The sequence below is a fragment of the Saccharopolyspora sp. NPDC002376 genome, assembly GCF_053593195.1.
The window spans coordinates 1-25770 of the sequence record NZ_JBSFBZ010000023.1 but is presented as its reverse complement, the minus strand read 5'-3'; the positions used below and the strand labels follow the sequence as shown (position 1 = coordinate 25770).

Here is a 25770-nt window from a genome sequence, read left to right as displayed (position 1 = left end):
CCATGCACAACGAGCAGCCGCGCTCCGAACCGGTGCTACCTGGCGCGCGGAACCACGAACACCTGCGCAACTTCCCGCCGGTGTCCACCTGGGACCACCACGTCGAGTACGACGCGAAGGCGCATCCGCGAAAGATGCCCCACTCGTACACACTGGTGCCCACGACCTGCTTCAACTGCGAAAGCGCCTGCGGACTCCTCGCCTACGTCGACAAGGACGATCTGTCCATCAAGAAGCTCGAGGGCAACCCGGCGCACCCTGGCTCACGCGGTCGCAACTGCGCCAAGGGGCCAGCGACGATCAACCAGCTCAACGACCCGGAGCGGATCCTGCACCCGCTCAAGCGCACCGGCGACCGCGGCGGCGGGCAGTGGCAGCGGGTCAGCTGGGACGAGGCGCTCGACGACATCGCCACCCGGATTCGCCAGGCAATTGTCGAGAACCGCCATGAAGAGGTGATGTACCACGTCGGACGCCCCGGCGAGGACGGATTCGCCGAGCGCTTCCTGAACGCCTGGGGCATCGACGGACACAACAGCCACACCAACATCTGCTCGTCCGGCGCGCGGTTCGGCATGACGCTATGGGCCGGATACGACCGCCCGTCACCGGACTACGCCAACGCCAACGTGATCCTGCTGCTGTCCTCCCACCTGGAAACCGGGCACTACTTCAACCCGCACGCCCAGCGGATCATGGAGGGCAAGCAAGACGGCGCGAAGTTGATCGTGCTCGATCCGCGGATGTCCAACACCGCCTCGCACGCCGACACCTGGCTGGCGCCGTGGCCGGGCAGCGAAGCCGCCATCCTGCTGGCGGTCGCCTCGCACCTGCTGCGCACCCGCCAGATCGACGAGGCATTCCTGCGACGCTGGTTCAACTGGAAAACCTACCTGCGCGAACTGCACCCCGACGCGCCGTCGGACTTCGAAACGTTCCTCGACCTCCTGGAATCCGATTACGCCGAGTACACCTTCGAGTTCGCCGCTCAGGAGGCACGGGTCCCGGCCGCCAAGATCGCCGAGGTGGCCGAGACCGTTGCCGCGTGCGGCGGTCGGCTGGCTTCGCACGTCTGGCGTTCGGCGTGCGCCGGAAACCTCGGCGGCTGGCAGGTCGCCCGCGCGCTGTGGTTCGTACTCGCACTGACCGGCAGCATCGGCGCGAAGGGCGGCACGAGCCCCAACGGCTGGAACAAGCTCATCCCGCACGGGCCGTCCATGCCCGCACCGCACGACCACTGGAACGAACTGACCTGGCCCCGCGAATACCCGTTGTCCACCAACGAGATGTCCATCCTGCTGCCGCACTTCCTCGCTGAGGGCCGTGGCCGCTTGGAGGTCTACTTCTCCCGCGTCTACAACCCGATCTGGACCAACCCCGACGGCTTCACCTGGATGCAGCAGCTCACCGACCCCGACAAGGTCGGCCTGCATGTCGCGCTAACCCCCACCTGGTCGGAAACCGCGGAGTTCGCCGACTACGTGCTGCCCATGGGCCACGGCGCCGAACGCCACGACACGCACTCCTACGAAACCCACGCCGGCCGGTGGCTCGGCTTCCGCCAACCGGTGCGCCGGGTCGCGATGGACCGGCTCGGCCGCGACTACACCGACACCCGCGACACCAACCCCGGCGAGGTGTGGGAGGAGAACGAGTTCTGGTTCGAGCTGTCCTGGCGCATCGATCCGGACAATGCGCTGGGCATCCGCAAGCACTTCGAGTCGCCGTACCGCCCGGGCGAGAAGATCACCGTCGACGAGTACTACCGCTGGATTTTCGAGAACCAGATTCCGGGACTGCCGGAGAAGGCCGCCGAGCAGGGCATGACCCCGCTGGAGTACATGCGGCGCTACGGCGTCGTGGAGATCGACCACGACGTCTACCGCCAGGACGAGCGGGAACTCACCGACGCCGAGCTGGACGGCGCGGAAGCCGACGGGGACGGGGTGTTCCGGCGGCCGGTGGCGCTGGAGTCCGCGACTCCGGTGGTCGGTGAGGCCGGGGCTGTCGGCGTGCGGCACGACGACGGTTCGGCCACCGCTGGCTGGCTCACCCCGTCGCGCAAGCTCGAGGTGTACTCGACGGCTATGCGCGACTGGGGCTGGCCCGAGCACACCACCCCGGGATACATCCGATCGCACGTCGCCCACAGCGAGATCGACACCGCCGCCGGCGAGCTCGTGCTGGTGCCCACCTTCCGGCTGCCGACGCTGATCCACACCCGGTCCGGGAACGCCAAATACCTCAACGAGATCAGCAACACCCACCCGCTGTGGTTGAACTCCGCCGACGCCAGGAACCACGGGGTCGACACCGGCGATCTGGTGCGCATCAGCACCGAGATCGGCTACTTCGTCTGCCGCGTCTGGGTGACCGAAGGGATCCGGCCGGGCGTGTGCGCACTGTCGCACCACATGGGACGGTGGCGACTGCACCCCGGCGATGGCAGCCGGTGGGTCGCCGGCATGGTCGAACTCTCCCACCCGGACGGAGACCACACCTTCATGCTGCGATACAAGACCGGAATCGCACCGTTCGACTCCGATGACCCGGACTCCTCGCGCATCGACTGGAACGACCCCGGCGTGCACCAGAACCTCGCGTTCCCGGTGCACCCGGACCCGTGGTCGGGCATGCACTGCTGGCTGCAGAAAATCAGCCTGACCCCGGCCCATCCGGAAGACCGCTACGGCGACGTCTACGTCGACACCCGGCGCTCCCGTGCGGTGTACCAGGAATGGCTGACCAAGACCCGTGCCACGCTCGGCCCCGACGGCCAGCGCCGCCCGGAGTTCCTGATGCGGCCGGTACCACCGGTGCGCCGCGCCTACCGCGCCTGACCACGGAGATATGCCATGTTGTTGAACCACAAGGCAAAACCCCGCACCGACAGCGGGACGGTGCGCGCCGCGGTCGGCGCCGTGCAGGACCCGGAACTGCACCGCGGACTCGCCGAGCTGGGCATGCTCCGCGACGTCGAAGTGGACCGCAGGGGCCGGGCGCGCATCGAGATCGCCCTGACGACCTCAGCATGCCCGCTGCGCGAGTCGCTGCGCGAAGCCGTCACCACCGCCGCGACCGCCGCCGGCGCCACCGCGGTCGAGGTCGGTTTCAGCACCATGTCGGAGCGGCAACGCATGGAACTGGCCAGCAACCTCCGAAACGAGCGACCACGAGGGCTCGACGAGCGGACCCGGGTCTACGCCGTGGCCAGCGGCAAGGGCGGCGTCGGCAAGTCCAGCGTAACGGCGAACCTCGCGGTCGCCCTGGCCCGGTCCGGACAGCGCGTCGGCGTGCTCGACGCGGACGTGTGGGGCTACTCGATCCCGCACCTGTTCGGCGTGCGGCGCAACCCGATCGCGTTGAACGGGATCATGCTGCCAGTCGAAGCGCACGGCGTGCGGTTGATGTCGGTCGGGTTCTTCGTCGACGACGCCGAACCCGTGGTGTGGCGCGGCCCCATGCTGCACAAGGCGTTGGAGCAGTTCCTGGTGGACGTGCACTGGGACGATCTCGACGTGCTGCTGCTCGACCTGCCCCCCGGCACCGGTGACGTGGCGCTGTCGCTGCTGGAATTGGTGCCGCAGGCCGCGTTGCTGGCGGTGACCACGCCGCAGCCCGCGGCGCAAACGGTCGCCGCCCGCGTCGGCCGGATGGCACGCGACCAACGGATGCCGATCGCCGGTGTCGTGGAGAACATGTCCGAGCTCGTGTGCGAGTCTTGCGGTGCCACCACACCGCTGTTCGGTTCCGGCGGCGGTCACCGACTCGCTGAACAGCTCGACGTGCCGTTGCTCGCGCAGGTGCCGCTGGATACCGCCATGCGCGAAGCGGGCGACGCCGGGATTCCCGTGGTGGCGCGCGATCCCGATGCTCCGTCCGCGACCACAATGGTGAAGCTCGCCGCGGAAATGCCCGTGATTCGGCGCGGACTCGCGGGGATGCCGCTGCCGCTGTCAGTCGTGTGAGCGGTGTATGGCATGCCGGGACCGCGTCGCCACCCCGACAAGGTCCCGCACCGGCCCCAACAGCTGATGGCCGGACCGCCACACCGCGCGGATCACCCGTCGCATTTCGATGCCCGCGACTGGGACTGCGACCAGCCGACGCTCCACGAGGTCCCCGGCCACCGCGAGCGAGCTGATCACCGCTGGCGCCACCCCCGCTGCGGCGGCAGAACGGACGGCAGTCGTCGAGGAAGCCTCCTGCAGCGGCGGGGCCAGAGGTCCGAATGCGGCAAGCACTCGCTCCAGCGTGTACCGCGTGCCGGAGCCCGGTTCGCGCTGGATCAGCGGAGTAGCTACCAGTTCCGCCGCCGGTACCGGCGTGCGCCGACGACTCCAGGGGTGGCTGGGAGCCACCACCACCTCCAGCCGGTCAGAAGCCACATCCTGGCTTTCCAGTCCCTCAGGCACCGACGGGCCCTCGACGAATCCGAGTTCCACCTCGCCGCCAAGGACCAACCTGGCCACTTCAGCTGAATTGGCCAGCCGCAACGAGACCTTCAGCTCCGGCGCCTGTTCGTGCAGCACGACCAGCCAGCCGGGCACCAGGTACTCGGCTGCGGTCATGCTCGCCGCGACCCCCAGTTCGTGCGCGCGCTTCTCCCGCAACGCGCTGATCCCGGCATCTAGCACCGCCGCGGACTCCACTACGTCGCGGGCCCAGTCGGCGACGAGCGCGCCAGCCGGAGTCAGCCGAGAACCGGAGGTGGAACGCTCCAAAAGCGGCACACCGATCAGCCGCTCCATGTAGCGGATCCGGGAACTCACGGCAGGCTGCGAAATGCCGTGTGCCTTGGCCGCACGGTTCAAGCTCCCCAACCGGGCAACACTGAGCAGCACTTCGAGCGCGCCGATCTCCGGCATGCGTGGTGACAACGGTGCCACATCGACATCCTACGGTCCGCAGGTCGTGCTGGACACCCTTGATCAAGTTGATCGCACAACCGTGTCTTGGGTGCCTGGTTCATGCCTGGCCCTACCGAAGTGTTCGAGTGCCTGGCCGAACGGTCCCAGGTCAAGGACCGGGCCATGAGGAATTCCTTGCTGCCTGCGATGTGAGGTCGCGGCCATTCGTGCGGTGGATGGTTTTGTCGGCGACCCGGCACGGCCCGCTGCCGGTGGTGAGCGATGGTCTGCGAGGTGTTGAACGACTCGACGAGTGGATCGTGGCGCAGCGCATCGGCTGTGGTCTTCGGGTTCAATGCGTTGGCGGCGAAGTGGGGGCCGGCGCTGATCTCCTCGCCCAGCACTGCGGTGGTCGTCAGCGCGGGCACCACGGTTGGTACGGGTCTGGGGTTCGCAGCCCAGTGTCCATAATGGATGATCGGACAACCGGCCACCGCTGCCGGTCTCGAAGCCAAGCCCGTGCGGCCCCGGCTCAGCCAAGCCGCTGTCCAGCAGACTCAGGCGCGCCTGCTCGATCAATTCCTTGGCGCGATCCGCAGATCACGATCACCATTCTCGCCAGCGGCCGACCCTGCCGCCTGGTCCTTGTCCGTCAACCTGGATCCCTTCCAGCCGGAACACCCGCCCCAGCACGGGTCGAGATCACCCACCACCCGCTGACAGTCCCTCGCGGGGATCAGCCCGCGTTGGGGCCCTGGTGGAGGGCCAAGCCGTGGATGGCTTGAGCGGAGGCGATTTCGGCGACCGACGTGTTGTGCTCGTCGTCGCCCGGTTCGAGTTGGGCCGCAGCGGCGTTGACGATGCCTTGGATGAGCCGGCTGCGCAGGCCGGGTTCGGGCACCCCGGCGTCATCCAGTGCGCACACCAGGGGTTCCAGTAGTCGTTCGTGCTCCTGGCGAATCCGCTCCCGGGTTTCCGCGCCGAGCGAGTGGGTCGACAAGGCGACGGCGGCGGCATGCTGCCCGTCGGTCAGCATCCGCAGCTGGTGCTTGACGTAGGCGGCGACCTTGTCGTGCGTGGTGTGATGGCAGGCCAGCTCCTCGTCGATCTCCGCTACCCATCGCGGCAACGCGTCCTCGATGATGGCCGCGGCCAGGTCATCGCGGGACCGGAAGTACTCGTAGACGCTGGAGCGAGACACCCCGACCCGCTTGGCGAGCGCGCCAAGGGTCAACGCGTCGGGGCCTTCCTCGGCGACCAGATCGCGTGCGGCGTGCATCAGGTTTCGTAGCTGCTTCGCCCGATGCTCGGCGACCGTCGGAGCGTTGATTCTCGGCACGAATCCAGGATAACGAGGCTGAAATTGTGTCCTGTGTCACAGTCGAGGGCGCGTTGGTAGTTCCCGACATAGTGTCGGAATAGTTTCCGACACGGTGTCGGGAAAATCGGGAGGAAAAGATCATGTTCTACGCCACCAACCGCCTCTACGTCCCGCCGGAGAAGGCCTCGGAGTTCGAAGAGCACTTCATCGACAACATGCGCAATTACCTGCCCGGTGTCGAAGGGCTTCGGCGCAGCACCCTGCTCAGGCCGGACCACCCCGACCACCCGTACGTGTCGATCAACGAGTTCGACACCGAGGAGCAGTTCCGCACCTGGGTCAGCTCCGACTCGTTCAAACAAGCCCACGCGCGGAACAAGGGCATCGCCCGCCACGTCAGCTCGAACGCGGTGGAGACGTTCGAGCCCCTCGAAGACCTGGTGCTCTAAGCGGCGACTCGGTACGCGACCACATGGCGAGCGATCGAGTCTGTTCCGGAAGGTGGGACACAGGAGCACATGGACAGGGAGCACCCCGCCGATACCGAGCCGGGTCAGGCGACCGGTCGGCAGCGGACGGTCCCCGACGCGGCCGGAAACGCGTTGATACCGCTCCTCGGCGGGCGGAGCAGCGCCCTGGACGCGAGTCTTCCGCCGCTGGGATTCGGGCTGGGATGGCTCACCTCCGGACACTCGATCGCCGTCGGTGCGGCGGTTGCCCTGACCATCAGCGCCGCCATCGCCGTGTGGCGGCTGAGAACCGGTTCCCGGCCGTTGGCAGTGCTCTTCAGTCTGCTCGCCGTAACGCTCGGCGCCGTGGTCGCGGCCCGCACGGGCAACGCCGCCGACTTCTTCCTCGTCCGCTTCGGCTCGAACCTCCTCAGCATGCTGGGCTGGATCCTGAGCATCGCGGTTCGGTGGCCGTTGCTGGGCGTGATCGTCGGCACCGCACTCCGACAGGGCGCGCGGTGGCGTCGCGACCCCGACCTGTTCCGCGCGTACAGCCGTGCGAGCTGGGTCTGGGTCGGCCAATACGTCCTGAGACTCGCGGTTTTCCTGCCGCTGTGGTGGGCCGATGCGGTCGCCGCTCTGAGCCTGGCACAGCTGATCCTGACCTGGCCCCTGGTCGCCCTGTGCATCGCCGGCAGCTGGTGGGTTCTCCGGTCCTGTCTGCCGGCCGACCATCCCGGAATCCACGCGACGAGACCGGTCGCGCCCCGCGCAGCCATTCTGGGCGAGGATTTCCCCGGCGAGCCATGAGAACAGCGCGAGGGTCTCTGTCATGGTCGCGACCGGGGTCGTCGGAGCAACAGCATTCCTCGCCACCGTTGTCATGAGTATCCTGCTGGTCTTCGCGATTCTGCTCCGCGGACGTCGGCCGCAGCCGCGCGCCATCGCGTCCTGATCTCGCGCGGCAACAGCTGCCGGTGGCTTGTTTCGAACTCGCGCAGGGCGTGATGCAGGTGCCGCTGGTTCCGGATCAGGGTGCGGTACAGGTGCTCGCGTCGGCACGCCTGTACCCATTTCTCCATGATCGAGTTCATTCTCGGTACTGGGACGCCGCTGAGCACGACGTCGATGCCCATATCGGCAAGGATGGAGTCGAAGAGGGCAGGGAATTTGCCGTCTTGGTCTCGGATCAGGAATCGCGCCCGGCAGTCGGCGTCTTCAAGGTCCATGACGAGATTCTTTGAGGCTTGGGTGACCCAGGTGGCGGTGAGGTGTGCGGTGGCGCCCAGGATCCGGATCCGCCGCGTGGCGTGCCCGATGACGGCGAGCACGGACATCCTTGCCCCGGATAGGAATGGGGATTTCGGCAAGTGCAACGGCAACCGGCCACAGTGGATCATTGTCCACCCGAGCTGATCACTGCGCCCGAGCCGGTACCCGATCACACTCCGGAATTAAGCAGCAGAGTCGTACAGGGAGACCGTCACGATCCGTTCAGTGAGAGCCCGAGGGTGAGGCTCACTCGGGTCACCCGACCGTGCCCCGGGGCCCGCGCCCGCTTCGCCGCCGCTGACTACATCGAAGTGTTCCCGGACCGGCAGGAGAAGTGCTGAGCGCGTCGTGTGCGAACCACGTTCAAGGGGTTCTTCGGCCTGAACGTGCGGTTCACACACCTTGTCGGGGCCAGCCCGCGAGCGCGGTGGCGGGGTCGGTGTAGGTGAGGTTGTGTGCCTGCGCCACCGGCTCGTTCACCAAGGCACCGCCCAGCGTGCTCAGGCCCTTGGCCAGCGCGTCGTCCTGACGGGCGGCAGCGCGGATGCCTTGGCTGGCGACATTGATCAGGTAGGGCAGTGTCGCCGACGTCAGGGCCAGGGCCGAGGTGCGGGCCACCGCGCCGGGGATGTTGGCCACGCAGTAGTGGATCACTCCGTCGACCACGTAGGTCGGGTCGGAGTGGGTGGTCACGCGGCTGGTCTCGAAGCAGCCACCCTGATCGATGGCGATGTCCACCACGACACTGCCGGGACGCATCCTGGCGATCATCTCCCGGGTGACCAGCTTGGGTGCCTTGGCCCCTGGTACCAGTACTGCGCCGATGACCACGTCGGACTCCGCGATGTACTCGGCAAGCCGGGTCCGGTTGGGTACCACCAGGTCGAGCCTGCCTGCGAAGATGTCTGCCAGGTAGGCCAGCCGGGAGGGATTGGTGTCCAGCACCCGCACCATGGCCCGCATCCCGGCGGCGATCTTGGCCGCCTCAGTGCCGGACACCCCGCCGCCGATGATCAGTACTTTCGCCGCCGGGGTCCCGGGCACACCGCCGAGCAACAGGCCAGCACCACCGGACGGGCTTTCCAGGTGATGCGCTGCAGCCTGCACCGCCATTCGACCAGCCACCTCGCTCATCGGAGTGAGCAGCGGCAGCTTCCCGTCCGCGGTTTGCACCGTCTCGTAGGCGATGGAGTCGATCTTGCGCTCCATCAGGAACTCGGTGAGCGGCTTGTCCGCGGCCAAGTGCAGGTAGGTGAACAGCTGCTGGCCCTCGCGGAAGCGGTGGTACTCGGCGGGGATCGGCTCCTTGACCTTCACGATCAGGTCGGCGCTGGTGAACACCTCGTCTGCGTTGGGCAGGATCGTGGCTCCAGCCGCGGTGAACTCCGCGTCGGTGAATCGGGAACCTGCGCCGGCGTTCGTCTCCACCAGCACCTCGTGCCCGTTGTGGACGAGTTCGGCGACGCCGTCGGGCTGAACTGACACCCGGTTCTCGTTGTCCTTGATTTCCTTCGGCACCCCAACGACAAGTTTCGACACCTGTATGCTCCTTCCTGGGTTTGATCGTTCACGTCATCAACGTGGTGGTGAGGCGGTCGAAGGACGTGATGGCGATGTACATCGCCTCAGCCATCCCCTCCCGGGCTTCGCGCGCACTGTGCCGCGATGCGGGATGAGGTGGTCGGCGACAACCGGCGGGGCGGCCTCGTCAGGTTTGGTCCACCGTATAGCGCCCGCCGGTGAACCGCTTCCGCTAGACCTTGACCTCTGGCGCCACGTGCTCGGGCTCGACCGCCTCGTCTAGCCCTCACATGATCAAGGCCGCCAGCTCGGGCATGTGGGCGCCGCAGGATAGCGGCAACCCCGGCCCGTGCAGCTCCTCGGCCAGCCGGCCCGCCGTCTCGACCATGGCCGCGGCGTAGGCCGGGCCCGCGACCTTCCAGTTCAGCATGGTCACGGCGAGGCGCCGCCCGCGGAGCCACACCGACATCTGCCCGGACAGCGCTCGCGGTACACCGTCGGCGTATCCGACCGGCACGAGCGCCAGGTTCGACGGGCGCTCAGCAACCCATGCGTGCCCGTACGACACACCCTCACCTCCGGCAACGCGCTTGGTCAGGTGCGACCAGACCGCGACGACTTCCAGTAGGCCATCGGACTGCGCCTTCGCCGCCGCCTCGACGAGTGCGGGCCACAGTTGCTCGCGGCAACCGTTCCGCACCATGTCCGTAGCCGGCGGATTTCACGACAGCCATCGTTCGCGCCCCGAACGTCGTGCGTGCCCGGAGAGCGCGGAGACGTTGTGGCGGATGGCCCCGACGTCGATTCGCAGGTCGGCGCGGCAGGTCCGGCTGCCCCCACGGCTGGTAGACGAGCCGGTCTCGAAAGGGATTCCGCTCTCAGATCACCCGGTGCAAGAAGTTCCAAGTTCATTCTCATCTCAAGTAGACGGTCATATCAGCCGGGGCTGCTCGGAAACCCCGCCCGAAGTGGGGGAGCTGTCGCTGGTGCGTGCGCTGGGACGGGGGACCAGCGCACGCACCAGCAGCAAATTGTTGTCAGGGCAGGGGATGCTCGGCGGGAGCGGTCTTCGGGGCGACCGGTCGGCGGTTGCGCACCGCGAGGTAGCCGACTGCGACCGCGGCGGCCAGGACCGGGATGAGGTACAGCGCGATCCGGGTGTCCGGGTCGAACGCCAGCAGCACCACGACAAGCGCGAGGAAGGCGAGCACGAGGTAGTTGGAGTACGGGGCGAAGGGCATCCGGAACTTCCCCGCCCGGATCTCGCCCGCCGCCACCTTCCGGCGGAACCGGAGGTGGGCGACGATGATCATCCCCCAGGTGAAGATGGCGCCGACGGTGCTCGCGCTGGTGATGTAGGTGAAGGCCTCCTCGGGGGCCACGTAGTTGATCAGGACACCCAGCAGCATCGCGACGAACGTGACCGCGATGGCTCGGGACGGCACGGCACGGGTGTTGAGGCGACCGGCGCTTCTCGGCGCCTGTCCGTCCTGCGCCAGGGTGCGCAGCATCCGTCCGGTCGAGTAGATGCCGCTGTTGCAGGATGACAGCGCTGCGGTGGTCACCACGAAGTTCACCACGCCGGCCGCCGCCGGGATGCCGATCAAGCTGAAGGCGTGGACGAACGGACTGCCGCTGGCCGGGAACTGGTTCCACGGCACCAGCACGGTCAGCGCCGTGAGAGCACCGACGTAGAAGATCAAGATCCGCCACATGACCGAATTGATCGCCCGGGGAAGCACCTTCTCGGGGTTCGTGCTCTCGCTCGCGGTCTGACCGACCATTTCCACGCCCACGAAGGCGAACATGACGATCTGGAACGACAGCAGCGCGGCAGTCGGGCCGTTCGGGAAGAGCCCGCCGTGCGACCAGATGTTGCTCACCGCGGCGGTGCCGCCGATATCGCTGAAGCCGAACACCAGGATCGCCGCGGCCAGCACGATCAGCACGATGATGGCCAGCACCTTGATGAGCGCGAACCAGAACTCGAACTCGCCGAAGAGCTTCACCGCGATCAGGTTGACCCCGGAGAGGACGAGCAGCGCCACGAGCGCCGGGATCCACTGTGGAACGTGGGGGAACCAGAACTGGAAGTACCTGCCAACGGCGGTGATCTCGGCCATGCCGGTCACGATCCACACCAGCCAGTATCCCCAACCGGTGGCGAACCGGGCCCACGGTCCGACGAACTCCCCGGCGTACTCGGCGAAGGAGCCGCTGACCGGCCGGTACATCAGCAGTTCGCCCAGCGCGCGCATCACGAAGAAGATCATCAGTCCCGCGAGGGCGTAGATCGAGATGAGGCCGGGACCGACCTGGTGCAGGGCCTTGCCCGAACCCAGGAACAACCCGACCCCGATCGCGCCGCCCAGGGCGATCATGTTGATGTGCCTGCTGCTCAGCGTTCGCTGGTATTCCTCGGGGGCTTGCTGGCTCATCTGAGGGAGCTCCGTTCATGCGGCAGCACTGCCACTTGGTCAGTTCCAGGCATATGTCGCAAACGTCGCATGTGCATTCGGCCACGTGCGTGTTGCGGACCACCATGCGGCACTGGCCACGGGGTGTCATTGTTCCGCCGGCACCGTTTGAGCAGAGTCGATTGTGTCCTCGCCCCACACAACGCGCAGAACGCGCCGCACACGGATCCAAGGCGAGGGGCGTTGGCAAGCTCGCAATCGCCGCAAGGCCGCGTTTGCATTCGATTCGTCGCTGGATTGCCAGGGAGCGGCCGCAGGACACACCTCCGGCGACGACGGGTGTTCCGGGGCCGCGACCCAGCCCTGGGAGACCGTCGGTTCGTGACCCGACGGCACTGCGGTCACTCCGGTCACTCCGGTCGGCTTCCGCGTAACCTCGGCCGGTGCGCAGTCCGATCTGGGTGACCTCCTGCCGCTGAACGCGATCGCTCCGGACGAGCGGTGGCTGGTGGTCGCCAACGCGGGGTAGGGAACGCAGTCGTTGCAGGTGGTCGACGCCTCCGACGGCAAGGTGTGCCAGGAGATCGAGCACAAGGCGCCGTAAGCGCTGTTCACCGGGCTGGCCTTCAGCGAGGACGGCGGCAACAGAATCCGCAACTACACCATGTCCGGCGGTCAGCTTGCCGAGAGTGACGGAGTCGCCGAAAGCGGTTACCCCCGTTGAGCTCCTGGTCGAACTTGACCACGGATCCGAAGACCCTCTGGTGGGTGCGATCCTCCGCCGGTGCGCGATAGTCCAATGAGGACAGTCTGCTGTGATGGCGCAGGCCGAGGACCTCGATGTCCTTGTCTCGGTCGTTCATCGGCAGCAGCTGCAGCGTGGCGAACGCGTTCGTCATGCCGAGGTAGGCCAGTTGTAGCAGCGCAGTCGATCACCATGCCGTGGCGCTCGACAGCGGCGAAAGCGTCCGGTCGAGCGACTGCTCGACCTCCCCGGACGTACTGCCCACCGCCTCGCACCAGGACGGACGAGGTTGTCGGCAAGGGCGGCGTCCGTGGTCCGACCGGTGGCGAAAGGGCGGGGCATCCATCGGCTGGCGGTCAGCGTGGTGCTCTGCGTCGGGCGAGGGAACTGACCGTGGCCGAGTTGTGGACGGTGAAGGAGACGGTTCCGGGGAGGAAGCGGTCCTCCGACCACAACAGGGGTGCGCCGGTGGGATCGGTGGCCCGGCGGATTTCGCGGAGAAGGCCGGTGCCCTCGGTGCAGCCCAGCAGGCGGACGTCGGTCTCATCGGCAGCGACGACGTCGATGGTGTGCTCACTGTCTGCGAAGACGACGCCGGACGCATCGAGGGCGCTGGTGTGCGAGAGGGAATCCGACGCCAGGGCTTCGATGGCCTCCCCGACCCGTGCCGGGTAGACGGTGCGTTCAAGCATGGCCGGAACGCGTCCGAGGAACCTGAGACGGAGCACTTCGGTGATGTCGTCCCCTGGATTGAGCTGCAGGCGCTCTCCTTCGACCGCAGTCGCTGCGCGAACGCGAGAATGGATGGTCCGGGCGCCGGGCTCCTCGCCCAGGGAGCGTGCCCAGTTGGTGAAACTCAGCAGTTCATGGAAGCTCTGGGTACGCGCGGTCCCCAGGATCACCCGCCGGGTTCCCCTGCGGGAGGTGACCAGCCCATTCGCTCGAAGCAGCGCCAGGGCATTGCGAACGGTGCCGCGGGAGACCCCGTACTGTTCCGCGAGACTCTCCTCGCTGGGTAGGCGCCCGTCGTTGCCGAATCTTCCTGCCTCAATCGCGCGACGCATGTCGGCTGCCAACTTTTGATACCGAACGGCTCCTGTCCCGCTTGGCTTGCCGTTCCCTTCGGCTGTTTCGCTGATCATCCGTCCAAGGTACCCCGTTATGTCTCTTTTCTGCGTGGATACATGCTTTTCCATCGCCAGCCCGCCAACAGTTCCTCCTCTCGCGCCCATCCGTTCACCTGTACGACATCCGGCTCGGCGACAGTGTCGACAGCAAGTTGTATGGCCAACTTCAGGAGACTTCAATGAAGGCAACCCTCCGGCGCGTCAGCGCCATCGGTGCCGCGGCCCTGCTGCTGTCCGGGCTGGCTGCATGTTCGTCCGGGAATGACGCTTCCGACTCAAAATGGCGCACCGCGACCTCGGTCGAAGAAGGCGGCGGCATGGATGCCCTGATCGCCGCTGCGCAGAAGGAAGGGAAGCTGAACGCCATCGCGCTTCCGAAGGACTGGGCCAACTACGGCGAGGTCATCTCCACCTTCGAGAAGAAGTACGGCGTCAAGGTTGAGGTCGAGAACCCGGATGCCTCCAGCCAGGACGAGATCACCGCAGTGTCTTCCCGCAAGGGCCAGGAACGCTCGCCGGACGTCATCGACGTTGGGCACGATTTCGACGTCGCTGCCGCGAAACAAGGCCTGCTCGCCCCGTACAAGGTGACGTCCTTCGGCAAGATCCCGGACTCCCAGAAGGAGGCCACGGGTCTCTGGTACAACGACATGGGCGGCTATGTCTCCATCGGCTGCGATGCCGGTCGCGTGGCGAAGTGCCCCACTAAGTTCTCGGAGCTCCTGGACCCGCAGTACAAGGGCAAGGTCGCGCTCACGGGCAACCCCGTGGAGTCCGCTTCCGCTTTCGGTTCCGTGTTCGCCGCCGCTCTCGCGAACGGCGGGTCCTTCGACAACATCCAGCCCGGCATCGACTTCTTCGCGAAGCTGAAGCAGGTCGGCAACTTCAACCCCGTCGAGGCGACACCCGCGACGATGGAAAAGGGCGAGACGCCCATCACCGTCGTCTGGGACTACCGCAACGCGGCTTACTCCGACGAGCTGAAGGCCAAGGGGATTGAGTGGAAGGTCACCGTCCCCGAAGACGGAGTTTTCGCCCAGTACTACTCCCAGGCGATCGTCAAGTGGGCGCCGCACCCGGCCGCCGCTCGCCTGTGGCAGGAATTCCTCTACAGCACCGAGGGACAGAATCTCTGGCTGAAGGGCTACGCCCGCCCCGTGCTGCTGCCCGTCATGGTCGCCGACGGCACGGTGGACAAGAGCTCGCTTGACCGCCTGCCCCGGGTCAATGAGGACAAGGTTTCCTTCCCGACGGAGGCTCAGGGCCAGGTGGCCAAGACCGCAGTATCCAATGGCTGGGCGAAGGCCGTCTCCTGATGACGACTGCCACACCCACCGTCATCGCCGATGCGCCCAGCGTGTCCCGGCGCCAGGAGCTCCAGGCACCCCAGGCGCCCCGGCGCCGAGCCCGCAGGCCTGCTACCGGCTGGCTCGGCGTCGCCCCTCTGATGGCCTTCGCCGTGATCGTGCTCGGCCTGCCCGTGACGGCCATGGCCGTCGGCTCAGTCACCATCACGACCGACACCGGCGCCACCGAGTTCACCGGGGCCAACTTCGCCGCCACCTTCGACGGTCCGTATCTGGAGAGCCTGCTGGGAAGCGTCAAGCTCTCCGCGCTCTCCGCCTTCATCGCGACCGTCGTCAGCCTGCCGATCGCCTATGCCATCGTCACCTCGCGTTTCCGCGGGTTGCGTGAGGCGGTGCTCTCGGCTTCCGGTGTGATCGCGAACTTCGGCGGCGTACCCCTCGCCTTCGCCTTCGTCGCCACCCTGGGCAATGCCGGCGTCCTCACCGGATTCTTCGGTCTCGCGGACAAAGGCTGGAGCCTGTATTCCTTCTGGGGGCTGGCGATCGTCTACCTGTACTTCCTCATCCCGCTCATGGTGCTCACCTTGACGCCGGCACTGGACGGCCTCAAACCCCAATGGCGGGAGGCCGCGCAGAACAACCGCGCCACCGGCTTCCAGTACTGGCGGCATGTGGCCTTCCCCATCCTGTTCCCGACGCTGCTCAGCGGCTTCGTTCTGCTGTTCGGCAGCGCCTTCAGCGCCTACGCGACGGCTGCCGCCATGGTGGGGAGCTCCATCCCCCTGGTGACCGTGAAGATCGCCTCGGCATTGACGGGTGACGTCCTCGTGGACCAGGGCAATGTCGCCCTCGCACTCGGCATGGACATGATCGTCGTGGCCGGGATCGTCATGGGCATCCAGCTGCTGCTGCAGCGAAGGAGTTCGAAGTGGCTGTCCTGACCGGCTCACGCCCGGCACCGACCAAGAAATCCCGACTCGGCCCCAACGTCGTCCTCACCGTCGCCGGGGTCTACTTCCTGGTCCCCATCCTCTGCGCACTGGCCTTCACCTTCGGGCTCGGCGACCCCCGCCAGACGCCCAGCCTGGATGCCTACACCGCGATCTTCACCACCGACGGGCTCGCTGAAAGCCTCGGCCTGACACTGGTCCTGGCAGCCGCCACGATCCTGCTCGTCTTCGGCCTGCTGCTCCCGGCCCTGCTCGCCGTACGCCTTGCGGTCCCTCGCGCGAAAGCCGTGGTCGCAGTCGTCTGCATGCTCCCGCTCGTCGTCCCGGCGGTGGCTCTCGGTGCCGGAATCACCACGGTCCTGCGCTGGGGAACCGACTGGCTCTACGACACCCCGGGGTTCCCCGTACTCGCCGCCCTCCAGCAGCCCGATTTCCCGCTGATCCTGGTGCTTGCCTATACGCTCATGGCCCTGCCCCTGGCCTACGTCACCCTGGAATCCGGACTGAACGCGATCGACCTGAAGGTCCTGGTCGAGGCCGCGCGGTCCTGCCGGGCGTCCTGGCCCCGGGCCCTGTTCCGCGTGATCCTCCCGAACCTCCGGGAAGCCTTGCTGAACACCGCCTTCCTGACCATCGCCCTGGTCCTCGGGGAATACGCCCTCTCCGCACTGCTCGGCTTCCAGCCCTTCGCCGTCTGGACCGTTGCGATCAGCAGTGCCCACGCCCAGCTGTCCGTCGCCGTCTCCATGGTCGGCCTGATCGGCACCTGGCTCATCCTCATTGCGGTCGCGAAGCTCGGCCGCTCCAAAGCGTTCAAGGAGACTTCATGACGCCCACCATCAGATCCCGGCCCCCAGCCGGCACCTGCAGCGCGGGCCTGGAGTTCCGCGACCTGCGCCGATCCTTCGGCGCCACCACGGCCCTCGACGGACTCAGCCTCACGATCAACCCCGGCGAGATGCTCGCCCTCCTCGGCCCTTCCGGCTGCGGGAAGACCACGGCGCTGCGCATGGTCGCCGGTTTCGAGCACCCTGACTCCGGCGAGGTCCTGCTGGACGGCAGCGACATCACGGGTCTCCCCGCGCACCGCCGTGACGTCGGCATGGTGTTCCAGTCCTACAGCCTCTTCCCCCACCTCACCGTCGCCGACAACGTCGCTTTCGGTATGCGCATGCAAGGCGTCCCCAGCGCAAAGCGCCGGGCCCGGGCCCACGAACTCCTCGAACTCGTCGGACTGCCCACCCAGGCCGACCGCTACCCACGGCAACTCTCCGGCGGCCAGCAGCAACGGGTGGCCCTCGCCCGTGCCCTCGCCCTGGAGCCCCGGGTGCTGCTGCTGGATGAGCCGCTCTCCGCCCTCGACGCGAAGGTTCGGCAGTCCCTGCGCGACGAGATTCGCCGTCTCCAGCTGGACCTGGGCATCACCACTCTGTTCGTCACCCACGACCAGGAAGAGGCACTGTCCATATCGGACCGCGTGGCCGTCATGCGGGCAGGCAGCCTGGAACATTGCGCCACACCGGACGAGCTGTACAACGCGCCTGCCACCCCCTTCATCGCCGAGTTCGTCGGCACCATGAGCCGCCTGCCCGGCCGTCTCAACAGCGACGGCACCCAGGTGGACGTTCTGGACCTCACTCGCCCTGTCCAGGCACACCTCCCCGCTCGGAGCGGCAGCGCGGCCACCGCGCACGACACCCGCGACATCGACGTCCTCGTCCGGCCCGAAGCCCTCGCCGTCAGCGCTGCCCCGGAAAGCCGGTCACAAGTCGTGGCCGCGTCCTTCCTGGGAGCGACAACGCGACTCACGGTGCGCCTGGACAGTGGCCAGGAAGCCCTCGCCGATGTCCCCACCGCCGTGGCGTCCACCGTTCCGGTCGGTTCACGTGTCCGGCTCAGCCTCCCGGAACGCCCCGTCCTGATCGACCAGGCCAGGGAGAAGGAGGCCGCCGCATGATGCCGCACCAGGACACCACCGCCCTGCCCGACGCCGCGCCGGCTCACACGGCACCGGAAAGCGCCGGAATGGCTCTGCCCGCAGCTGTGCTCTTCGACATGGACGGCACCCTCGTGGACACCGAACGGCTGTGGTGGGACGCCGTCGAGACGGTGGCCCGCAACCTAGGCAGGACGCTCGGGCCGGAGGACCGGCCTGATGTCGTGGGGCGCCCGTCCCAGCACACGGCCGCGTACCTCGCGTCCACGACGGCCACCCCGCCGTCTGCCAGCGCACTCGTCGAACGGCTCGACGAGACCTTCACGGCCCTCGTGGCCCAGGAGGTCGTGCCCAGGCCAGGAGCCCTGCAGCTCCTCCACCTCCTGGCAGGGCAGGGGATCCCAGCGGCCATCGTGTCGGCCTCGCCCCGCCGCGTGGTGGAGCTGGTCCGGGAACGGCTCGGCCGTGAGCTGTTCACGCTCATCGTGGCCTTCGAGGACACCACCGCTTCGAAGCCTGCCCCCGATCCCTACCTGGAGGCCGCGCGACGGTTGGGCGCCCAGCCTGCCGAGTGCGTGGTGGTGGAGGACTCACCCGTTGGTCTCGCCGCAGCGGAGGCAGCCGGCTGCCCCGTCGTCGTCGTACCCTCCACCGTCCCGATCGACGCCGCCCCCGGCCGCACGATCATCACTTCCCTCGAAGAGGTCACGCTCCCGTTCCTGGCACAGGCAAGGGGCTCCGAGCGATGACTACCCCGACCACGAAACCGGTGACGACAGTGAACACTCCCACCCGCCCTACCGCTCCTGCCGCTGGCCGGCCCCGGATCATCCTGCTGGGCATCGACGGGCTCCGCTGGGACCTCGCAGCGGATTCCCCGGCCGCCCCAGCTTTGCGCGCCATGGCCGCCGAGGGCGAACTTCAGCCCATGGTGATGGAAGTGCCCACGATGTCCGGCCCGGGATGGTCCTCCATCCTCACGGGGACGACTCACGCCGAGCACGGGGTGAAGGACAATTCCTTCGTGGGTCACCGGCTCTTCAGCCATCCGGACCTGCTCTCCCGAGCCTTCTACCAGGACCCTTCGACCAGGACTTTCGCTGCTGCGGGCTGGCCGCCGCTCGTCTCCCCGGACGGGCTAGGGCCGGTCATCCACCAGCGGCTCGAGCAGCAGAAGGCCGGGCTGCACACCGTCGTCTCCCGCGACGGTGAAACCCACGGATACGTCAGCATCGACGCCGAGATCACCGATTTCACCCTCGCGGCGCTCACGTCCCACCGCGTTCCCGATGTGGCCTTCGTGTACTTCTGCGATGTGGACGATGCCGGGCACGTCTACGGTGCCCGCAGCGAGCAGTACCAGGCGGCACTAGCCCGGGTTGACCGGCACATCAGCCGCATTCGCCAAGCCGTGCAGGCGCGGGCGGATGAACACGCCGAGAACTGGCTCTTGGTGGTGGTGGCGGATCACGGGCATCTGGACGAGGGAGGGCACGGCGGGAGCACGCCCGAGGAACGGAATTCCTTCATCCTGCGCTGGCAGGCCGCCGGATCGCTCACCCCCTGGCCCGAGACGGTCTCGCCTCACGAAATGCTGGAACTCCTGCTGGACGAGAGCTCCCGGGAGCGGTAGCGCCCGGCACTGCACCCACGCGCAGACTCCACCCAAGCCCATCCATGCTGGTTTCCTCGTCCTCTTTCGTACTACGCGAATCCGGGCAACTTGTGACCGGAATCGCACTGGGGGATGGGTTGGGGATGCCATCCCCTCAGGGCATGCCCGGATTATTCCTGCGGTATGTCTGCGAGTGTCGATATGGGGCGTCTGCGGGCAAGGTCGGGAAATCCTTGGGGCACTGAGGCGTTCCACGTAACCGTCGGTGACCTTGTGCAGCGGTGTCGTGTGGCGTGTCGAAGTTGTTGCGGTGCAATGAAAAGACGCAGAACCTCGGTATGAAGTAGGTCCTTGCGCAGATCAACTTCATAAGGGTTCTGCGCTTGATGAGTGCGACATGCGCCGCCACATTGCCAGTGCGCGAGGGAGCCTCCGGGGGCACCGGAGCGGCTCAAGCGTGTTGCTTTGACGCTGGTGGTGGGAGGAAAATGGGAGGAGTGAGGTTCCACCCCGGGGCCGGACACCGGGGTTTCATGCCGCGAGGGCGTGTTCTTGACGATAGCTGATGCGGGTTTCGTGTGGTGTTCGGTGGCCGAGTGTCGAATGTAGACGGTCGTGGTCGCGGGTGGCCCATACCGTTGTGCCGAGCTCGGCTTTGAGTGTGGTGAAGAACGTCTCCGCGATGGCGTTGTCGAAGCACGACCCCGCCCTGCTCATCGACGGACGCATGTCCGCCGTGCGGAACTTGCCCGATGTTGCGCTTGCTCCAGCCATTCAGGACGGATTTCGGCCAACGTAGCAGGCGTCGGGCTGCATGACGTCAGCTGGCATCCGTGCCGAGGGCGTGCGGTGCACTCTGCCGGTGCAAGACCTGGCGGTGATGTCCGCGTTGTGACGTTCCAAGTCTGTGTCTGCGAATGCCGAACTTCGGTCACTCGCTCGATCACGTCCGTTTCCCAGTGGGCTTCCCCGGCGTCACAGCTTCCACCCAATCGCCCACTTCGCACCGCCGCGCGGCCAGGAGACCAGCTGGATCGATCCGGGTGGTGTAGGCTACACAATTAATGTCACGGTTCAATAACAGGTCAGATACTGGTGTGGCCAGTGGATGAAGGCTTGTCCGCAGCCATTCCCCTGGTGGTTTGTCGTTAATAGCGTGCCGCGTTGTGAACAGACTCTTACGCGCAGCGGCGAGCTTCGGTCTCGCATCGCTGTTGGCGGTCTTCGGACTGGGCGCAGCGCCAGCCGGCGCCCATGTTTCCCCACAACATGGTGAACTCGTGGTCGCAAGCCACGGCGACACCACCAGCGGTCGGCTGATCGTGCACCACGACGTCGTCTCGGCGCAGGACGCGGGCGGGTGGGCGCAGAGCCTGCTGGCCCAGCCCTGCGCGGTGACCGGTTCGGGTGTGCCGGGCGACGACGGTGGCGTCCCCGAAGGTGTCGTCGTCGAGCTGGCCTGGAACTGCCCCGTCGAGCAGCTCAACTTGGCCCCGATGTTGGAGAAGGGCGGGTTGTCGCAGGTCGTCGTGGAGTTCAACGGCACCACGATGAACGCGACACCGGAGCTGCCCATCGTCGATGTCAACGGCGCCCATGAACCACCGCACTTCCCCGTGCTGCCCGTGCTGCTGGCCGTGCTGCTCGCTGCCGCGGTGCTGGCGGGTGTCGTCGGGATCCGCAGGTACGGGCCGCAGGTCTGGGAAATGGTGGCTCACACCCGCCGCCCATTCCGCGTGGCGATCGCGGGGGTGCTGGCCACCGCGTCGCTGACGCCAGCGGTGGCTACGGCGGCTCCGGCGGCTCCGGCGGCCACGGCGGCGACCGTGCCCGTCCAGGGCACGATTTTCGCCGACGCCAACGGAAATGGTGCGCGGGACCCTGGTGAAGCTCCGCTGCCAGGTGTGTCGGTGACCGACGGTGCGGTGTGGGCCACGAGCGGACCCGACGGCTCCTACCGCATCGACATCGACCCGGCCCGGCGCGAAACCGACCTCGTCAGCGTCGTCTCTCCCAACGGCTACACCCCGGCGCTGCGCGCGGACTTCGTGCCGCAGTTCTTCCGCGAAGTCCCGGCCGGTGACGGCCCGCGGACCGGTGTCGACTTCGCACTCGTACCCGATGCGAACGCGGCCAACCCGACCGAGAAGTGGTTGATGGTCTCCGACACGGAGGTCAGCAACGTTACCGACCAGCAGGCCACCACGGCGCTGCCCGGTTGGACCGGCCGCGTCAACGCCATGTCCGAAGTAGACGGCGCGACCATGACGATCACCACCGGTGATCTCACCGTCACCGACTACGCCGCCGAACCCCGCCGGCAGGGCGGCTACGACATGCTGCGCAAGGGCCTGACCGACGGCGCACTGGGCCAGCCTTTCTACCCGGTCATCGGCAACCACGACGTCGGTGGCACCGCCACCTCGCAGGGCTACGGCGGGAGCCTGGAGTACTGGCGCCGCAACATGGGACCGGAGTGGTACAGCTTCGACCGCAACGGCCGCCACATCGTCGTGCTGGAGGACAACTACGACTCCAGTGGCCTGGCACCGCAGCTGGAGTGGCTGCGCGAGGACCTCAAGCGGCATGCGGTGGGCAAGCAGGTCTTCGTCTTCGCCCACCGGTCACTGTTCACCCGCTGGGGCCCCGGGGCTGGGATGCAGCCGATCGTTGACGAGCTGGCTCGCTACGACGTCCGGATGTTCGCGGCCGGGCACAACCAGCAGGCCGAGTTCCGCCGGGGCGCCTTCGACCGCTCTGTCGAGGTCAACAACCAGGGCACCTATGGCATCGACGGCGCCCGCCCGGACTACAAGATCCTCGATTTCAAACAGATCACCGACAACCCGGCCACGAAGGCCAACGAGGACACCGGTTACGTCGCCGGCACGCACCGGCAGTTCGATGTGAACGATGACACCGCGCTGGTCAGCCCTGCGCAGGGCAGCGTCCACCCGACTGGCCGTGACATCCCCGTCGAGCTATACGCCGAGGACAACGGCCGCACGCCGGCCACCGCGTCGCTGACCATCCGCGACGATCGCGGCAAGACCGTCCGAGAAGAACGCGACCTGAAGTTCGGCGCCAAGGTCGGTAAGCAGGGCATCGTGAACTGCTACACCGCACCCGGCGGCACGGCAGAACCGTGTCCGGAGGCCAGGATCTCGTGGACACGGGTGAGCGACCGCGTCGGGGAGCTCAAGCCCGGCACCTACACCGCCGAGATGACCGCAGTCGACACCACCGGCAAAGCCTGGCCAGCGGCGAAAACCACGTTCCAGGTCGTGCCGGAGAAGGACGTGAAGAAGGCCGAGACCGGCCAGTCCTGGATTCGTCAAGGCGGCGACGAACGCGGTCGGTCCGCCAGCACCGACGACCCGGGCGCCCAGCTCGACCTGCGCTGGGCGGCCAACACCGGCGAGCAGTTCCACCTCAACGGTGCCGCCATCGTCGACGGCAAGGCGATCGTCGCATCGCAGGCCTTCGACTCGCCGTACAACATGGTGCTCGCCTACGACCTGAAGTCCGGGCGTGAGGTGTGGCGGACCTATGTGGACGGTGACGCCGAGTCGTTCCCGACCGTCCACGGCGGCCGGGTGTACCTGACGACCGGCGTGGGCCGGGTCTACGCGCTGGACGCCAACAACGGCAAGGTCGTCTGGGAAACGATCGACGCCGAGCAAAAGCACGGTGACACCGTTCGCCGCTACGGGCGCGCGGGCGGCCCGGTCAGCGTGTTCGACCTGCCCGCCGAACACCGCTCGGTCGCCGTCTACCAAGAGTGGGATGGCGTGGTCTGCCGAGACGCCGGGAACGGCCAGCGCCTGCCCGGCGGGTTCTCCGCCCCGGGCGGCTGGGGTGAGTTCCACAGCACCGCAATCCGCCAGCCCGGTTCTGACATCGCCTACCTGCACTCCGGGTCCAGCCAGTCGCTGATCGCGATGGACCTGCGCACCTGCACCCGCACGGCGGAAGTGAACACCGAAGGCGATCTCTTCAGCTACTCCTCGCCGGCGTTCACCGACCCGCCCCAGGGGGATCCCCAGCTGGTGACGATGACGTCGTCCGGAGCGCGTGGGCACGACCCGAAGGCCGGCCTGGCCGCGACCTGGCACGCGAAGTCCACCCCGCACTCCTGGTCCTGCGAGCCCGGCCCGCCGCCGGTGACCAGCCCGGCGACGTGGGGCGACATCGCCTACGTCGCCAGCATCGACGGCGTCGTCCGCGCCTACGACACACGCGCGGCCGATCCCACCAAACCGTTGTGGGAAACGCCGGTCGGTTACCTGCCCGGGGAGGACCCGTCGCAGGACGCGTGGCATGTCAGTGTCGGCTGCACCACCGCCCCCGCCGGTTCACCGGCCATGCACGCACTGGCCACCGAAACCGTGGTTTACGCGGGCACCTGGGACGGACGTCTGCTCGTCCTGGATCGCGGTACCGGCAAGCTGCTGGCCGAGCACAACCTCGGCGGTGGTGTCGCCTCGGCGCTGTCTGTCAGCGGTGACTGGGTGTACGCCCTGACCGACGACGGCACGATCCACGCCTTCGCAGCACGCCGCACCCCGTAACACCCCCCCGGCCTCACGAGCCGCGCCCGCCGCGGCTCGTGAGGCCCTGTCCTCCGTTCCGACTGACTTTTCGCACCAGGAGTTCGACCGTGCCATCTCGCAACGCGCCGTGGAGGCCGCTCCGCGCAGCCGCCATCGGCCTGGTCGCCGTCGCAGCACTGCTGGGCTTCGCGAGCCAGGCCGCCGCACACCCGCTGGGCACACCAGCGGTGGCCAAAGTCGAAGCGCGCGATGCCGTCGTCGAGCTCAGCTGGTCGGCCGCGGCCGATGATCTCGTCGCGCTCGGCCACAAGACCGGGGTCCTGGCGCCCTCGGACGTCTCGACCGATAACGCGGCGCAAGCCCAGCGGCTGTCCGGGTCGACCACCGTGGCCGCCTACCTGAGTTCGCACATAGGCGTCAAGCAGAACGGTGTTCCCTGCCGCGAGGACGCAGTGGACACCAGCGGCATCGCGCAGCAGGGCGCCCAGCTGCGCTATGCGTGCCCGGAAACCGTTGGCGCGGTGGAGATCACCATCACCGCCTTGACCGACATCGACCCCGCCTATCGCACGATGTCGGTGACCGAAACGGGAAACGGCGGCCTGCACACCACCACCGCTCCGAACCGGACGCTCGTGCTCGCAGGTCCACCGGATGCCGCGCCCACCGATCGAACCGAGCAGTCGATCTGGACCACCGATCTGACCCAGTTGCTGGACAGCGGCGTATTCCTGCCGTTGGCCCTGCTCATCGCGGCATCCGTGGGCGCCTTCCACGCCTTCGCCCCCGGCCACGGGAAAGCACTCGCCGCTGGCTACCTCGTCGGCGGACGCGGCCGGACCCGGGACGCCCTGGTGCTGGCAGCCATCGTCGCCCTGATGCACACGGTGTCCGTGACAGCGCTCGGCATCGGGTGGTGGATCGCCGCCGAACACGTTCCGGACATCTCAGCCGTGACAGGGTGGCTGCAGCTGATCGGCGCGCTCCTCGTCGTCGGAGTGGGCGTGGCGCTCCTGCGCCGCTACCTGCGCACCCGACACCACGGGCACGGGCACGGCCACGGACACGGCCACGGGCACGGGCACGGGCACGGGCACGGCCACGGGCACCCGACTGAATCGCTGCTGACTTGGCGGGGCATCGTGCTGCTCGGCACATCAGGCGGACTGCTGCCCTCGCCTTCGGCTTTCCTCGTGCTCCTCAGCGGCCTACTCTCCGGTCGAGCCGGAGCCGCAATGCTCATGGTGGCTGCATTCGGCATCGGAATGGCAGCAGCACTCGCTGCTGTCAGCCTGGTGGTGCTCCGCGGCCGCGACGCGCTGCTGACGCGCGTATCGACGTCTCACCGCCTGCAAACGTGGAGCCGCCGCCTACCGCTGGCCGGAGCAACAGCGGTGACGATCAGCGGCACAGTGGCATCCGTAATCGCCGCAGGCAGCATTCTCGCCCCGTGAGGTCAACCCCTGCACCGCGATCACGGCTGCTTCCTGGGATCGCAGGTTGTGCGGGGCCTCGGTGTTCACCCCGAAGACGTCGCGGAGTACCCACCTACGCGGGCGCGAGACAAGCGACGCAACGAAGACCATGGGTAGGTTCCGCAGGGCTCACCTAATACTGCAACGGCAGTTCAGGGGTAGCCGCGTTTTCGGTAGTGGCTGGTTCGGGCTTGGAGTTGGCGTTGTCGGCGCCAGTGTGACCAGGCCAGGA

General features: G+C 67.4%; 18 protein-coding genes and 1 pseudogene. 12 read left to right on the top strand and 7 right to left on the bottom strand.

What is annotated here, in order from left to right:
- Positions 1-2 precede the first annotated feature (2 nt).
- Both ACWCO2_RS17245 and ACWCO2_RS17240 read left to right on the top strand, forming a co-directional pair.
- Positions 3-2840: a molybdopterin-dependent oxidoreductase gene (locus ACWCO2_RS17245; RefSeq protein WP_450128714.1), complete on the top strand. Its 2838-nt coding sequence runs from the start codon at positions 3-5 to the stop codon at positions 2838-2840.
- Positions 2841-2855: 15 nt separating this feature from the next.
- Positions 2856-3968 carry an Mrp/NBP35 family ATP-binding protein gene (locus ACWCO2_RS17240; protein ID WP_450128713.1) on the top strand — a complete coding sequence of 371 codons (1113 nt, stop codon included), beginning with the start codon at positions 2856-2858 and terminating at the stop codon, positions 3966-3968.
- On the opposite strand, the gene ACWCO2_RS17235 is transcribed toward ACWCO2_RS17240, so the two are convergent.
- Together ACWCO2_RS17235 and ACWCO2_RS17230 are read right to left on the bottom strand one after the other, a co-directional pair.
- Positions 3957-4889, bottom strand: a complete 933-nt coding sequence (locus ACWCO2_RS17235) for a LysR family transcriptional regulator (RefSeq protein ID WP_450128712.1) — start codon at positions 4887-4889, stop codon at positions 3957-3959. The two genes, ACWCO2_RS17240 and ACWCO2_RS17235, sit on opposite strands and share 12 nt — an antisense overlap.
- A 697-nt stretch (positions 4890-5586) precedes the next feature.
- Complete coding sequence (locus ACWCO2_RS17230) at positions 5587-6189, bottom strand: TetR/AcrR family transcriptional regulator (RefSeq protein WP_450128711.1); 603 nt, start codon at positions 6187-6189, stop codon at positions 5587-5589.
- A gap of 122 nt (positions 6190-6311) precedes the next feature.
- Here ACWCO2_RS17230 and ACWCO2_RS17225 point away from each other — a divergent pair, with 122 nt between their 5' ends.
- Together ACWCO2_RS17225 and ACWCO2_RS17220 are read left to right on the top strand one after the other, a co-directional pair.
- Positions 6312-6620 carry an antibiotic biosynthesis monooxygenase family protein gene (locus ACWCO2_RS17225; protein ID WP_450128710.1) on the top strand — a complete coding sequence of 103 codons (309 nt, stop codon included), beginning with the start codon at positions 6312-6314 and terminating at the stop codon, positions 6618-6620.
- Positions 6621-6689: 69 nt separating this feature from the next.
- Positions 6690-7430 (top strand): DUF3159 domain-containing protein, encoded by a 741-nt coding sequence (locus ACWCO2_RS17220; protein WP_450128709.1) that lies wholly within the window; start codon positions 6690-6692, stop codon positions 7428-7430.
- Positions 7431-7501: 71 nt separating this feature from the next.
- Here ACWCO2_RS17220 and ACWCO2_RS17215 read toward each other — a convergent pair whose 3' ends face one another.
- From ACWCO2_RS17215 to ACWCO2_RS17195, 5 genes and pseudogenes are all read right to left on the bottom strand, one after another.
- Positions 7502-7957, bottom strand: a complete 456-nt coding sequence (locus tag ACWCO2_RS17215; protein ID WP_450128708.1) for an integrase core domain-containing protein — start codon at positions 7955-7957, stop codon at positions 7502-7504.
- Between the two features lie 328 nt (positions 7958-8285).
- Positions 8286-9431 carry an alanine dehydrogenase gene (gene ald / locus ACWCO2_RS17210; RefSeq protein ID WP_450128707.1) on the bottom strand — a complete coding sequence of 382 codons (1146 nt, stop codon included), beginning with the start codon at positions 9429-9431 and terminating at the stop codon, positions 8286-8288.
- Between the two features lie 415 nt (positions 9432-9846).
- Positions 9847-10122: pseudogene (locus ACWCO2_RS17205) on the bottom strand (alanine racemase C-terminal domain-containing protein); the annotation flags it as partial.
- 328 nt (positions 10123-10450) lie between these two features.
- Positions 10451-11851 (bottom strand): amino acid permease, encoded by a 1401-nt coding sequence (locus ACWCO2_RS17200; RefSeq protein WP_450128706.1) that lies wholly within the window; start codon positions 11849-11851, stop codon positions 10451-10453.
- Positions 11852-12931: 1080 nt separating this feature from the next.
- Entirely contained in the window at positions 12932-13717 is a 786-nt protein-coding gene (locus ACWCO2_RS17195; RefSeq protein WP_450128705.1) for a GntR family transcriptional regulator, read from the bottom strand.
- 164 nt (positions 13718-13881) lie between these two features.
- Here ACWCO2_RS17195 and ACWCO2_RS17190 point away from each other — a divergent pair, with 164 nt between their 5' ends.
- The 8 genes from ACWCO2_RS17190 to ACWCO2_RS17155 all read left to right on the top strand — a co-directional run bounded on the left by ACWCO2_RS17190 (position 13882) and on the right by ACWCO2_RS17155 (position 25517).
- Positions 13882-15018: an ABC transporter substrate-binding protein gene (locus tag ACWCO2_RS17190; protein ID WP_450128704.1), complete on the top strand. Its 1137-nt coding sequence runs from the start codon at positions 13882-13884 to the stop codon at positions 15016-15018.
- Positions 15018-15950: an ABC transporter permease gene (locus ACWCO2_RS17185; RefSeq protein WP_450128703.1), complete on the top strand. Its 933-nt coding sequence runs from the start codon at positions 15018-15020 to the stop codon at positions 15948-15950. The genes ACWCO2_RS17190 and ACWCO2_RS17185 overlap by 1 nt, the downstream gene beginning before the upstream one ends.
- Positions 15938-16789 (top strand): ABC transporter permease, encoded by an 852-nt coding sequence (locus ACWCO2_RS17180; RefSeq protein WP_450128702.1) that lies wholly within the window; start codon positions 15938-15940, stop codon positions 16787-16789. Before ACWCO2_RS17185 ends, ACWCO2_RS17180 begins: the two co-directional genes overlap by 13 nt.
- On the top strand, positions 16786-17916 hold the full coding sequence (locus ACWCO2_RS17175) for an ABC transporter ATP-binding protein (protein ID WP_450128701.1): 1131 nt from the start codon (positions 16786-16788) through the stop codon (positions 17914-17916). The genes ACWCO2_RS17180 and ACWCO2_RS17175 overlap by 4 nt, the downstream gene beginning before the upstream one ends.
- Positions 17913-18644: an HAD family hydrolase gene (locus tag ACWCO2_RS17170; protein ID WP_450128700.1), complete on the top strand. Its 732-nt coding sequence runs from the start codon at positions 17913-17915 to the stop codon at positions 18642-18644. The genes ACWCO2_RS17175 and ACWCO2_RS17170 overlap by 4 nt, the downstream gene beginning before the upstream one ends.
- 20 nt (positions 18645-18664) lie before the next feature.
- The gene (locus ACWCO2_RS17165) at positions 18665-19528 is read left to right on the top strand and encodes an alkaline phosphatase family protein (protein WP_450128699.1); all 864 of its coding nucleotides are present in this window, start codon (positions 18665-18667) and stop codon (positions 19526-19528) included.
- A 1262-nt stretch (positions 19529-20790) separates the two neighbouring features.
- On the top strand, positions 20791-24081 hold the full coding sequence (locus tag ACWCO2_RS17160; RefSeq protein ID WP_450128698.1) for an outer membrane protein assembly factor BamB family protein: 3291 nt from the start codon (positions 20791-20793) through the stop codon (positions 24079-24081).
- A gap of 89 nt (positions 24082-24170) precedes the next feature.
- Positions 24171-25517: a hypothetical protein gene (locus tag ACWCO2_RS17155; protein WP_450128697.1), complete on the top strand. Its 1347-nt coding sequence runs from the start codon at positions 24171-24173 to the stop codon at positions 25515-25517.
- The last annotated feature ends 253 nt before the right edge of the window (positions 25518-25770 follow it).